We start from the raw sequence: 12,782 nt of genomic DNA, 5'->3' as shown, positions 1-12,782 counted from the left end.
ATACCAGCTCTTAATGTATTAAAATTATAATCAAATGGTCGCTATAGGGCTCGAACCTATGACCCTCTGCTTGTAAGGCAGATGCTCTCCCAGCTGAGCTAAGCGACCAGATGGTAGCGGAAAAGGGATTTGAACCCCCGACACCACGGGTATGAACCGTGTGCTCTAGCCAACTGAGCTATTCCGCCGTACTGCTTGTAATCTCAAGCACTTTTGTATTATAGCTTATAGCTTGTCATAATGCAAGTGTTTTTTTACTATTTTTTTATAACTTCTAATGATTTTTATTTTTTCCTTTTTTATGGAGAAATTCTTCAAATTTTTCCTTGTATTTAATCTTTTATTTTACTCATACTATTTCTATAAGATAAATAATCTAAAACCCATAATAATATTCTCTATGCAAAAAATATTCTTATGGTTATTTTTTATCTTAAAAAACAAATGAATTTAGCGCTACCTCGCACTTACTTGGTGATATATAACAGTATCACAACGGCGCATCCTTTTAATAAATAGATAAACATTATGGATATATTTATAATGTTTATCTATTTTATTAGCTAAAGATATTTAATGTTACTTTTAGATTTCAAGTGTATTACCCTTAAGCATCTTATTATAACAACTGCATCTTTTTTAACCTATTTAATATTTGCTCATTATAACGTTCAAATTCTTTTGTGCCTCTTTCTCTATCCCCTGGTACATTTGGCCTATAGGCTATATATTCTTGTAATACATCAAGTATTTGTTCCTGTCCATCATTATAAATACGCCCATGCATATGAATATTCCTTGAGTTCATCCCATAGTACTCTAAAAATATCCCCCTTTCATCCTCGTCTACAACAAACTTAATCGTCCAATCTTTTTGTGGAATCTTTTTTTTATTTCCTACAAATACATCTGCTTCATCAATAGTTATGCTGCATGTCTCAAACTTTTTACTAAATACCTCTTTAATTCTACACATCTATATCCCTCATCCTCTCCTTTAAAATAACCAAATTTATTATATGCAGCATTATGCTGTATATTCATAAAAATTATTATACTTATTGGATATATTTAAAAATCGTATGTTAGGATATATCTAACTATCTTTCACCTTTTTAATTATGCACAATACACAAATTAATATTTTTTCAAATAAAAAAGGACTATAGCCCAAGCTATAATCCTTTTTTATACAACTCTTTTTACGCACTTTTACCGCAGCAGGTTTTATACTTTTTACCACTTCCACATGGGCAAGGGTCATTTCTGCCTATCTTTTCTTTTCTAACAATTGGTTTTGCACCTAAACTTGTATCTTCGTGATTCGTAGCTATTGGTTCTGCTACTCTCTCTCTCTTGATTTCTTTATTCACAATAATCCTTACATGATAAAGTGCTCTTACTGTTTCTTCTTGTATATTTTCTATCATCTCTTCAAAAATATCAAAACTTAAGAAACGGTATTCCACAAGTGGATCTCTTTGTCCATATGCCTGCAAATTAATCCCTTGCTTCATTTGTTCCATATTATCTAAATGATCCATCCATTTCTGGTCAATAACTCTAAGAAGTAATACACGTTCGATTTCTCTAAGCTGCTCACCAATTTCAAGTTCCTTTTGTTCATATAATTTCTCTGCTTTTTCACTTAGAAGTTCTTTTAAGCTTTCTACTGTAAGGTTTTCTTGCTCTTCTTTAGTAAATGAAACTGCTTCAAAAGGAATAATACTGCGAAGATGTTCCATCATACTTGCAAGATCCCACTCTTCTGCATATTCAATACCATTAGTACAATTATCAACAGCCTTACTCACTACTTCTTTAGCCATATCAACTACTTTATTACGTAGATTTTCATTTTTAAGCACTTTAAAACGTTCACCATATATAATCTCACGTTGCTCATTCATTATTTTATCATATTCTAATAAATGTTTACGAACAGAGAAGTTATTGCTCTCTACTTTTGTCTGAGCACGTTCTATAGCACGGGTCAGAATTTTATGTTCAATAGGTTCATCATCTGGAATACCTAATGCATCAAACATTTTAAGTGTTGCTTCTGGTGTAAACAGTCTCATGAGATCATCTTCAAGTGCTAAATAAAATCTTGATGCACCTGGATCTCCTTGACGGCCTGAACGTCCACGAAGCTGGTTATCAATACGTCTTGACTCATGGCGCTCTGTACCAATTATTTTAAGCCCGCCAAGTTCTTGCACGCCTTCTTCAAGCTTAATATCTGTTCCGCGTCCTGCCATGTTAGTCGCTATCGTAACAGCTCCTTTTTTACCTGCCTCAGAAACGATTTCAGCCTCTTTAGCATGGTATTTAGCATTAAGCACTTGATGTTTTACGCCTTCTCTTTTAAGCAGCTTACTTAAAAGCTCAGATGTATCAATGGTTACTGTACCCACAAGAACCGGCTGTCCTTTTTCATTGCATTCCTTAATATCCTGAATAACAGCATCAAATTTTGCAGCCTCTGTTTTATAAACAATATCAGCATGATCTACACGTTTAATAGGTTTATTGGTTGGTATAACAATAACATCCATCCCATAAATATCTCTAAATTCATGTTCTTCTGTTAATGCTGTACCTGTCATCCCTGATTTCTTAGTGTATTTATTGAAATAGTTTTGGAAGGTAATCGTTGCAAGAGTCTGACTTTCTTTTTTAACTTCTACACCTTCTTTAGCCTCAATAGCTTGGTGAAGACCATCTGAATATCTTCGGCCATCCATTAGACGTCCTGTGAATTCATCTACAATGATAATTTCACCTTCCTCACTTACTATATAATCTTTTTCTCTATGCATAAGATTATGCGCTTTAAGTGCTATTGTAATATGGTGCTGAATATCCATCTGATCCGGATCAGCTAGATTTTCTATACCAAAGTATTGTTCTGCTTTTTTTACACCTTCTGCTGTCAGTGTAACTGTCTTTTGCTTCTCATCAACTACAAAATCGCCTTCTTCTTCGATTTCTTCACGCATTAAAGTAGACATAGCCGTTTCTTCACCTAGCAGTCTTCCTTTTTTTAATCTGCGTACAAAAATATCAGCTGCTTTATAAAGATGTGTGGACTTAGAACCTGCGCCCGAAATAATAAGCGGAGTTCTTGCTTCATCTATAAGCACAGAGTCAACCTCGTCAATAACAGCATAGTGAAGGTCTCTTTGTACCATTTCTTCTGCATATAAAACCATATTGTCACGTAAATAATCAAAACCATATTCATTATTTGTTCCATAGGTAATGTCACAGTTATAAGCTTCTCTTCTGTCTGCATTTTCCATATTACTTAATATGCAGCCTACGCTTAGTCCTAAAAACGTATACAGTTGTCCCATCCACTCCGAGTCACGTTTTGCAAGGTAGTCGTTAACTGTAACAACATGTACGCCTTTGCCTTCTAAAGCATTAAGATATACAGGCAGTGTCGCAACTAATGTTTTACCTTCACCTGTTCTCATTTCTGCAATACGTCCATTATGCAGAATAACCCCACCAACTAATTGTACTCTAAAGTGTTTCATATTAAGTACACGGTATCCCGCTTCTCTACACACAGCATAAGCTTCTGGTAAAATATCATCTAATGTTTCACCTTTTTCAAGGCGTTCTTTAAACTCAATAGTTTTCGCTTTAAGTTCATCATCTGTTAATTTCTGCATTGCTTCATCGTAAGATTCTATCTGATTGACAATAGGTTCTATTCTTTTTAATTCTCTTTCGGAATGACTTCCAAAAATCTTCTCAAGTAACTTCAACCTTTTCACCCTCTTCTTATATTTAAACACTCTCTATACTTAGCTATTATTCTAGTTATATATGTAAACACTATCATTAAGTATAGCAAATATTCAAGTTTATTACAACCATACACATTATCCAATTATGCCCACAATAGCATAAAACAATGTATACCAATATTAATGTTTTATTTTTGCAGTATTTTTTACGCTGCGGCTTTAGTTGCACAAGAAATTGAAGTTAAAAACATATCAAACTATCATGTCTTATTGTACACATATATGATAAATAATATATGTAGAAAACTCAATATATTATATTAACCTTTTGTCATATACCTTAATTAGCCTTCTGTAGCAAATAAAAAAAGAGTATTGGCAAGGTTGCTTATAAAAGCGAAACCTCTCCAATACTCTTTTACATTTATTCTATCAATCTAAAGTTGGTTCTATAAGACCATATGTTCCATTTCTTCTCTTATAAACTACATTTACCTCTTCTGTATCTGCATCTAGATATACGAAGAAATTATGTCCTACAAGCTCCATTTGCATAACTGCTTCTTCAGCATCCATAGGCTTAATAGCAAATTTCTTTCTTTTATCTATTTTTATAGCGTCCTCAGCTTCATCAGTTAGATGCATAAATGCTGGTGTAAAACTTGGTGCATTATTTCTATGCTTAGATCTTAATTTATTTTTGAATTTATTAACTTGTTTTTCAATGATAGCTACTGCATCATCAATAATATTGTACATATTCTTGCCTTCTACTTCTGCACGTAGTACAGAACCATTAAAAGGAATTGTTATTTCAATAACATGACTCAATTTTTCTACTATGAGTGTAACTTGAGCTTCTACATTGTCACTAAAATATTTATCAAGCTTATTAAGTTTTTCTACAACTGCATTTTCGAGTGCTGCTGTAAGGTCAATATTTTTGCCAGTAATGTTATGTTTCATCTCTCTCTCTCCTTTCAGCCAAATCACATGTCTTTTGATGACTTGACTATACTTATATTATTCGATAAAAAAAACAAATATCCTTCTTAATATTAGAAAAAAAAACTATTTTTATTACTGATTTTTAAAAATTGTTGTTAATAAATGATTATACTTATTTAAAAGAATAAGAAATATTGGTACCCCAACTAGGGTTATAACTGTAAACTCTCCTGCTGCTACCTCTAGTATCGTTAGTAAAAGCGGCAGGTTAAACATTTTATGCAGCAGATATCCTATTATTAACCCATTAAATACCGTAGGCCACAAAGAAGCTATAAGTAATCCTATCTTACTTTTTTTAGTCACTTTGCCTGTTATAGCAATAGCAATAACACTAATAAACGTAGCTGGCGTACCTATAAGTGCATCCGGCAACCCATTTGGTCCTAATAAATTTGCAAGAAAACATCCAAGTGTTAGTCCCCCAATATAGGTTGGATCAAAAAAGGCTAAAAGTGTCATAATCTCTGATACCCTAAACTGAATGTTTCCATAGCTCATAAAAGCAAGTCCTAATGTAAACACTGTATAAATGGCTGCTACTGCAGCTGTTTTTACAATAATTTTAGTTGTAATTTTCATAATATCCTCCTTGTGATTATTGTGCATATTACTGTTTCCCATTATACTCCTGTTTGAAAAATGAGTTTCACTCTTTTTTTCCACATAATAAAAAAGTCGCAGGATAAATTCCTACGACAAATAGACTTCTTCTAGTTTATTACACGCTTTCTAAATACCTTATAAAGTAATATGTATTGTATTATTTTCTTCTATAAATAGATTTAGCTTAACACATAGGCTCATATATAAACTATGTTTGAATTTAATAAGTATATTTATAACTGATAAATACCAGCGAGGTAGTCAGGGGATGTTTTTTGACTCGACTCGGGTTTGGCTGTGGGTAGGCGGGAGAGGCAAAAAATATCCCCTGGCTGCCAAGCGGCCCTCAATAAAATACTTAATTATAAATCCTAGCAAATATCTAAGTTTATTAACAGAAAATAATCTTTTATAAGACTATGTAAATCAACTTTTTTATTCACCGTAGTTTTATTTAAAGACAGGAGGTTCACGAACTGTCTATATGCAATTTTCCTTTTTCATTATATAGATCCTTATATACTTTTGCAAGCTGTTTATTTTATGCTTTTACAGTTGCTCTTATATGCATGTATTCTGCGAGTACAACACTTCCAAATATAAGTACTGCACCTACTATAATATTAATCGTAACAACTTCTTTTAGAAAAAGGACAGAAAAAACAATTCCAAAAACCGACTCTGTACACAATATTAGTGCAGCTCTTGATGATGAGGTATACTTTTGACCTATGGTTTGGAATAAAAATGCAATAAATGTACTAAACACACCTAAGTATATAATTGGAACAGCCATTTCCATAGTTACTTGCGCCGGTGGTTTTTCAAAGATAAAGGCACAAATAAAGCCCAAAATACAACATACTATCATTTGAAGAACAGCTAATATAATAAGATCATCTTTTTTTGAATAATGTCCCAAAGCTGTAATATGGGCTGCAAAAGCAACTGCACACATTACACCTAATATTTCGCCTATCCCTAAACTTAACCCCGTATCCTTTGTAAGATTCAAAAAGCCAAAACCTATTACAGCTATAAATCCTGCTATAACATTATAGCTTTTAATATGTTCTCTATAAACTATATACACTAAAAAAGGGACTACAAGCACATTAAGTGCTGTTAAAAAAGCAAGCTTACCTATATTTAAGTAAAGAGCTGCTGTTGTTTGAAAAGTAAATCCCAAAAATAAAAAAGCTCCTATTATTCCTCCTGCTAGTAAATCACTTAACTTAACTTTTCTTATTTTTTTCCAAAAAACAATCAGAAGCATTATAGAAGCTATCGCAAATCTAAATCCTATCATATAAAAAGGTGTAATGGTCTCCAATGACTTTTGAACTCCAATAAATCCGCCTCCCCAAACAAGAGCTGTAATAACAAGTAATAAATCTCCAATCCAAGCAGGTATCTTTCTTGTATTATTCATAGTTCCCCCTGTAAACTTTCTACTACACTTAATTTTTAAATTTTCGTATTGATTGACAGTATAACATAATCGCTTTGTTTACTGCAATGTATTCCTATGCACGTATCTTTTAACATAATAATAAACTGTCATACTAAATATCCTAATGACATTTAGTATGACAGCTCTTTAGCTCAATGCATAGCGTTTAAATGTATCTATTCAATGTTTCTATAAAATGTCTTCTAAACGTGGAATAGCTTGTATGGCACCATAGCTTTCTGTCGTTTTAGCGCCTACTTTATTCGCTACAGCAATAATCTCTTTCATTTTTTTAATATTTGCCAAAGTATCTTTTGGATTTTTTTCTTCCGCTATTTGTGCTAGGACTGCCCCTATATAAGCATCCCCCGCTCCTGTAGCGTCAACCATCTTAACAGGTACACTCGGCACAATCACTTTCTCTTTATGAATAGATAGTATTGAACCATCTTTTCCTTTGGTGATCGTTACGACTTTTGCTCCAAGATCATGCAGCTTATCTATCATCTTTATTTCATCGTCTTCTTCTGTAATAAGGTTTGCTTCCTCTAAAGATACTTTGATAATATCTGATACTTTTATAACTTCCTTACATCTTTCTCTAAATAAGCTTGGGTTCTCCCCAAAAAGAGCTTCTCTAAAATTAGGATCAAAAGAAATGACTTTATTATTTTTGAGTGCATAATCTGTAAAAGCTAAATACGTTTTATAAAGTTCTCCGCCGAGTAGTGCTGTGGCACTTCCTAGATGAATAATGGTGCTTTCACTAAAATCTTCAAAGAAAATATCTTCCACTTTTAAATTTTCATCTGCACCCCGCATAAACTCGAAATCTCTTTCGCCGTCTGCTGTTAATGATACAAATGCAAGGGTTGTGTTATATTTATCATCTTCCAGACAATATTTAGTCTCTACCCCTAAGTTTTCTACCATGTCATGTAAAAATCTTCCGAAACTATCTTTTCCTACTTTACCTACAAAAGCCGCCGTGGACCCTAGCTTTACAATAGCTGCACATACGTTAGCCGGAGCACCTCCTGCTTTTTTTATAAAGTGTTCGCCATCTTGAAGTTTTGTATCCCTATCATCACACACAAAATCAATTAACAACTCCCCTGGGCAAATAATCTTAGCCATATCCCATTCTCCTTTGCATCTTTTAATCTTTTTTACAATGTTGTTTCTCTATATTATATCATAATTTCTAAGATTTCTATTTATCATTTTATATCTATTTATTTGAATATCCTCTTCTATTTCGTCAAGTTAGTTATTGTTATTAAAATGTTTTTCCACTTCGTCTAATAATTTAAAATCCGTAAAATCAAAATGAAGAGGCGTTAAGGTAACATATCCTTGTGATAAATAATAGAGATCTGAATCTTCTTCCTCTATTTTGTTTCTTGTTCCCTTTACAGTATAAACCTTATCATCTTTTTCTTCTACTAACACATATTCTGTTTGATACGTAGATTTTCCAAGTCGGCATACCTTTAATCCTTTAATTGCATCTTCATTTATGTGAGGAATATTTAAATTAAGTACTACATTTTTTCTTAGATGCGTATGATAAGCGCAATCAATGATTTTACTTGTCCACCTCGCAGCTTTTTCATATGTTTCATCTTCTTTCTCCCAATCCACTTCCATTGAAACAGCAATTGAAGGAATGTTATAAATAGCACCTTCGATTGCTGCTGATACTGTTCCTGAATACAATATATCTGTTCCGCAATTTAGTCCTCTATTGATGCCTGATAATACTAAATCTATGTTTTTGCCGAGTAAAGATACCCCTATCTGTGTACAGTCAGCTGGTGTGCCGACTACGCTATAAGCTTTACACGCCAGTGCATCTAGCTTTTCTTCCCTTACTCTTATAGGTTCGTGAATGGAAATAGAATGACTCGATGCACTCTTTTGCTCTCTTGGAGCAACAATCAGAACCTCGTGTTTTTTAGCCATCTCTTTAGCTAACACTTGTATCCCTCTTGCATGAATACCATCATCATTAGTTATTAATATTCTCATACGGCCTCCTAGTATTTGTTTTAAAGCTTAATATCTCTTATTAATTATATGAAATAATTTGCCATTTTTATAAGTTAATTATAACATAGTATTGATAATATGTGAGCGTAATATTCTACTAAGTTACACTAAAAAACTCCTATAACCTTCTATGTATAAGAGTTTTAAAATTTATTAACTGTTCTATCATCTCAGTAAGATTATCACTTAAACTCTTTAGAAGCGTATAAACTTACACTTACACTATAGGATATAATATATAATAACATACTTACTAACAGCAACACTAAACTCATCTTATAAGTTAAATTTTGTTCGATAAAAACTTGTGTTCTAGTTAAATTTTCTCCGCCTAATACTCCTACTGCTGCAAATGAACTCACATAAAGTATAAACATAATATACTTCATTTTTATTGTTTCAAAATACATAATTAACGGCAGGATAATCGCATGGTAGGTTAGTGCAATTACAAACAGCATACACATTACACTGGCTGTAAAACTCATAGAATTCTTCCAACTGTCTGTTTCTTGAATGGCAATAGATAATGCAGCCCCTAACATCGTTAGTATAATACTTGCAGCTATATAAATCAGTGCTGTTACATATTTACAAGTACAAAGCTCTTTTCTATTTATAGGTAAGGACATATTGAATAAATGCATTTTATTTTTTTCCTCATATGCAAAAACCGCATATGTAAGTAAATACCCCATCATCAGAGGAACACCAAAAGCAAATACCACATTACTTATTGGAATTACAACTGAAAATATGATTGCTAAAAAAATTAACTTTCTTAAAGAAGTATAAAGGTAAATTAAGTCTTTTTTAACCAACAAACCTACTTTATGCATTCTATTGTACTCCCTTCTTTTCTGATAAAAATAACATGATCTCTTCAATAGTTGGGGTAACATACTTGACTTCTTCTCCAAAAATCTCCTGTATATGTTTTCTACCCACTGCAAGCGCTTCAAATCCTAGACTAGTTTTTCTAAAACCAATTAAGTGCTTTTTAGTATCCTTTTCTAGTAAGCTCTTAGGACCTTTTACGATACAATACTCTGTGACGAGTTGTTGTTTTTCCTGGTTAAGCATAATCTTTCCCTCTTTAATATAAACAATATAGTCAGCTGCTTTTTCGAGGTCTGTGGTAATGTGCGTTGAGTAAAAAACGGAGACCTCTTCATTTTGCATATGTTCCATAAGAATATCTAAAATTTCATTTCTAACCACAGGATCTAGATTAACTGTTGGTTCATCAAGCAATATAAGTTTTGGTCTGTGCGAAAGCGCCATAATAAGCGCAAATTGTTTTTTCTGCCCTGCCGATAGATCTGTATATTTTTTATTGAGATCTATCGCAAAAGACCTAATATATCTATTATATAACGTTTCATCCCAAGTTTTATAAAAAGGTGCAAGCATACGTTTAATGTCTTTTAATCGACTTTCCTCCGGATAGCCCATAGGATCTCCAACATAGCCAATATGTTCTTTAACTAAATCACTTTTCTCTCTTGTATCCATCCCCAAAACTTGGATTTTCCCCTGATCAGCTATCAGCATATCCATAATAAGTCGGATTGTTGTTGTCTTCCCAGCTCCATTTTCTCCAACAAACCCTGTAATATACCCTTGCTTAATATCTAAACTAGGTATATCTAATTTAAAATTCCCTAGCTGCTTTTTTACATGGTTAAATTCTATCGCATACATCTTTTTAAACCTCCCCATAGATTAGTTCTAATCTCTCTTCTAGTTCTTCTAAAGTCATACCTATATTTTTAGCTGAAATAATAAGTTCTTCTAATTTGTTTTCAATCTGGCTCATTTGTATTTCCTTTAATCTTTCCATATTATTAAGAGATACATAGCTCCCTTTGCCTGGTGCTGTCTGTACAAATTCTTCTTTCTCTAATTCTTCATAGGCTCTTTTGACTGTAATAATGCTTACTTTAAGTTCTTTTGCCATCATTCTAATAGAGGGCAGTATTTCTCCCTGCTGGAGCTTGCCATTTAAAATCATATGCTTTATCTGACTTATAATTTGCTCATAGAGCGGAATAGCCGTATCATTAGTGATAATAATATCCATTTTTCATCTCCTCGTGCCATAAGTCTATTGCCTTACCTCTAAACACTGTATCTAGTCTGTATATATTTTATATACACAGATATTACACCCTTGAGACACGTGTGTCAATATAATTTTAAATATTTTGGTCAAACACACACTCTTGTGAAACAGGAAAGTATGATCCCCCGCAAGCAAGACGCACTTTCCTATTTCAAAATAAAAAGATGTCCTATAGCATAGACTTTTTAATTAAGTCTATGCTATAGGACATCTCCTACTCTGCTCCTGTATTTTCTTTATCCCATTCATCAAATTGTCTCATAACTTCATCATAAGTATCTAAACAAATTTGCGGAAGCTTTTGTCCACTCATTTTTTCAAAGTCCATTCCAGCTTGCTTAAAGCCTTGCTTAACAGCATCTTTAAGTATGCCTATTTTTTCTGGATCATTCTCCCCTAGAGCTTTAGCCATCTTCATGATTCTTGCAGCTACTGCACCTATGCTATAGGCACCACCTTCTTCAATAGCTTTTTTAGCTTCTTCTGGCGTAGTAGCAAGAGGTGGAATTCCTTCTTCTAAGCTGCCAAAAATCTCTCTTATAATGTTTTGGCTACCCTCTGACATGCCATAAGCATTGGCTTGATTACTAAGATTAGCTTGTATCATCTTTTTAAGCATTTCTTTCTGACTCTGAGCTTGTTCTTCTTTTAAAACTTTAATCTGCTCTGAAGTCAGTTTTTTAATTTTACCATAAATAGGCTTTTTCTCAGTCTCCTCGGATTTTACAAACTTATCTTCATTATTTTTATTAAGTTCTTCAGTTTCTTTTTTTGATTGTGATGTAGCTCTAGTTTTTTCATAATTTGATATGTAGTCATGGGTTGCTGTTGTGATTTTCATATTCATCCTCCTATTCTTTAAGTCTATTAAATTTATTAAACAACTTAAAATATGTATAAGAATATTTTTAGATCTATTTAAATGTATTTCGGCAGATTGAAATGAAAAATAAGAGCAAATAAAAAAACTTTTCTTAAGTAGCCATCTCTTTTTAAAGATAGAAAACTTACGAAAAGTTTTTATAAGTAGCTGAATGCATTTGATATCTATAGCACCTTGCTTAAAAATGCCTTTGTTCTTTCTTCTCTTGGATTATCGAAGATATCTCTTGGGTTACCTTCTTCTATGATTCTGCCCTCATCCATAAAGAGGAGCCTTGTTCCAACTTCTTTTGCAAATCCCATCTCATGGGTTACAATCATCATCGTCATCCCTTCATGTACAAGTTCTTTAATAACTTCAAGCACTTCTTTAACCATCTCTGGGTCTAGGGCCGAAGTTGGCTCGTCAAAAAGCATGACTTCTGGGTTCATAGCAAGAGACCTTGCAATAGCAATTCTTTGTTTTTGTCCGCCCGAAAGCCTATTTGGATATTCATCAGCTTTTTCCCTAAGTCCTACTTTATCAAGAAGTCTATAAGCAATCTTACTCGCTTCTTCTTTTGACATGTTTTTAAGCTTTATAGGTGCCAAAGTGATGTTTTCCAAAACTGTCATATGCGGAAAGAGATTAAAGTGTTGAAATACCATGCCTACTTTTTGACGCACTTCATTTATATTTGTCTTTGGCGCAGTAATATCAATATTATCTATTAAAATTTGTCCGCTTGTCGGTGCTTCCATAAGATTAACACATCTTAAATAAGTAGATTTACCTGAACCCGAGGGACCTATAATAACAACTACCTCTCCCTTATCGACATAATCAGTAATCCCCTTAAGTACCTGAAGGTCCCCGAAGCTTTTATATAAATTATTTATTTTAATCATCTTTCTG

General features: G+C 33.0%; 12 protein-coding genes and 2 tRNA genes. All 14 read right to left on the bottom strand.

The genetic code is table 11. The annotated features are described in order from the left end of the window. Positions 1-35: 35 nt before the first annotated feature. The 14 genes from BN3326_RS13850 to BN3326_RS13785 all read right to left on the bottom strand — a co-directional run bounded on the left by BN3326_RS13850 (position 36) and on the right by BN3326_RS13785 (position 12,775). Positions 36-108: transfer RNA gene (locus BN3326_RS13850), tRNA-Val, on the bottom strand. Between the two features lie 3 nt (positions 109-111). Continuing rightward, positions 112-188, bottom strand: a tRNA-Met gene (locus BN3326_RS13845). A 431-nt stretch (positions 189-619) separates the two neighbouring features. Then, positions 620-976 carry a hypothetical protein gene (locus BN3326_RS13840; RefSeq protein WP_069999843.1) on the bottom strand — a complete coding sequence of 119 codons (357 nt, stop codon included), beginning with the start codon at positions 974-976 and terminating at the stop codon, positions 620-622. A gap of 226 nt (positions 977-1,202) precedes the next feature. After that, positions 1,203-3,779 (bottom strand): preprotein translocase subunit SecA, encoded by a 2,577-nt coding sequence (secA, locus tag BN3326_RS13835; RefSeq protein WP_069999842.1) that lies wholly within the window; start codon positions 3,777-3,779, stop codon positions 1,203-1,205. A gap of 414 nt (positions 3,780-4,193) precedes the next feature. After that, positions 4,194-4,727, bottom strand: coding sequence for a ribosome hibernation-promoting factor, HPF/YfiA family (gene hpf / locus BN3326_RS13830; RefSeq protein WP_069999841.1), 534 nt, complete (start codon positions 4,725-4,727; stop codon positions 4,194-4,196). 114 nt (positions 4,728-4,841) lie between these two features. Next, positions 4,842-5,351 carry a QueT transporter family protein gene (locus BN3326_RS13825; protein WP_141722928.1) on the bottom strand — a complete coding sequence of 170 codons (510 nt, stop codon included), beginning with the start codon at positions 5,349-5,351 and terminating at the stop codon, positions 4,842-4,844. A 565-nt stretch (positions 5,352-5,916) separates the two neighbouring features. Then, complete coding sequence (locus BN3326_RS13820; protein ID WP_069999840.1) at positions 5,917-6,807, bottom strand: DMT family transporter; 891 nt, start codon at positions 6,805-6,807, stop codon at positions 5,917-5,919. A 210-nt stretch (positions 6,808-7,017) separates the two neighbouring features. Continuing rightward, positions 7,018-7,965 carry a carbohydrate kinase family protein gene (locus BN3326_RS13815; RefSeq protein WP_069999839.1) on the bottom strand — a complete coding sequence of 316 codons (948 nt, stop codon included), beginning with the start codon at positions 7,963-7,965 and terminating at the stop codon, positions 7,018-7,020. Between the two features lie 129 nt (positions 7,966-8,094). Then, on the bottom strand, positions 8,095-8,859 hold the full coding sequence (surE, locus tag BN3326_RS13810) for a 5'/3'-nucleotidase SurE (RefSeq protein ID WP_069999838.1): 765 nt from the start codon (positions 8,857-8,859) through the stop codon (positions 8,095-8,097). A 203-nt stretch (positions 8,860-9,062) separates the two neighbouring features. Beyond that, complete coding sequence (locus BN3326_RS13805) at positions 9,063-9,719, bottom strand: ABC-2 transporter permease (protein WP_069999837.1); 657 nt, start codon at positions 9,717-9,719, stop codon at positions 9,063-9,065. A gap of 1 nt (position 9,720) precedes the next feature. Then, complete coding sequence (locus BN3326_RS13800; RefSeq protein WP_069999836.1) at positions 9,721-10,584, bottom strand: ABC transporter ATP-binding protein; 864 nt, start codon at positions 10,582-10,584, stop codon at positions 9,721-9,723. 4 nt (positions 10,585-10,588) lie between these two features. After that, positions 10,589-10,963, bottom strand: coding sequence for a GntR family transcriptional regulator (locus BN3326_RS13795; RefSeq protein WP_069999835.1), 375 nt, complete (start codon positions 10,961-10,963; stop codon positions 10,589-10,591). Between the two features lie 256 nt (positions 10,964-11,219). Continuing rightward, a complete protein-coding gene (locus BN3326_RS13790; protein WP_069999834.1) occupies positions 11,220-11,846 on the bottom strand; it encodes a hypothetical protein in 627 nt (208 codons plus the stop codon). Between the two features lie 206 nt (positions 11,847-12,052). Continuing rightward, on the bottom strand, positions 12,053-12,775 hold the full coding sequence (locus BN3326_RS13785) for an amino acid ABC transporter ATP-binding protein (protein ID WP_069999833.1): 723 nt from the start codon (positions 12,773-12,775) through the stop codon (positions 12,053-12,055). Positions 12,776-12,782 lie beyond the last annotated feature (7 nt).

This window comes from Cellulosilyticum sp. I15G10I2 (assembly GCF_900095725.1).
Lineage (GTDB): Bacteria > Bacillota > Clostridia > Lachnospirales > Cellulosilyticaceae > FMMP01.
The sequence above is the reverse complement of the archived record's forward strand: the minus strand, read 5'-3'. Positions and strand labels throughout refer to the sequence as shown.

Excerpts from the sequence above, each read along its gene's own strand:
- hpf (WP_069999841.1), bottom strand. The coding sequence starts at position 4,727 with ATGAAACATAACATTACTGGCAAAAATATTGACCTTACAGCAGCACTC.
- BN3326_RS13785 (WP_069999833.1), bottom strand. The coding sequence starts at position 12,775 with ATGATTAAAATAAATAATTTATATAAAAGCTTCGGGGACCTTCAGGTA.
- BN3326_RS13795 (WP_069999835.1), bottom strand. The coding sequence starts at position 10,963 with ATGGATATTATTATCACTAATGATACGGCTATTCCGCTCTATGAGCAA.
- surE (WP_069999838.1), bottom strand. The coding sequence starts at position 8,859 with ATGAGAATATTAATAACTAATGATGATGGTATTCATGCAAGAGGGATA.
- BN3326_RS13790 (WP_069999834.1), bottom strand. The coding sequence starts at position 11,846 with ATGAAAATCACAACAGCAACCCATGACTACATATCAAATTATGAAAAA.
- BN3326_RS13820 (WP_069999840.1), bottom strand. The coding sequence starts at position 6,807 with ATGAATAATACAAGAAAGATACCTGCTTGGATTGGAGATTTATTACTT.
- BN3326_RS13800 (WP_069999836.1), bottom strand. The coding sequence starts at position 10,584 with ATGTATGCGATAGAATTTAACCATGTAAAAAAGCAGCTAGGGAATTTT.
- BN3326_RS13825 (WP_141722928.1), bottom strand. The coding sequence starts at position 5,351 with ATGAAAATTACAACTAAAATTATTGTAAAAACAGCTGCAGTAGCAGCC.
- BN3326_RS13815 (WP_069999839.1), bottom strand. The coding sequence starts at position 7,965 with ATGGCTAAGATTATTTGCCCAGGGGAGTTGTTAATTGATTTTGTGTGT.
- BN3326_RS13805 (WP_069999837.1), bottom strand. The coding sequence starts at position 9,719 with ATGCATAAAGTAGGTTTGTTGGTTAAAAAAGACTTAATTTACCTTTAT.
- BN3326_RS13840 (WP_069999843.1), bottom strand. The coding sequence starts at position 976 with ATGTGTAGAATTAAAGAGGTATTTAGTAAAAAGTTTGAGACATGCAGC.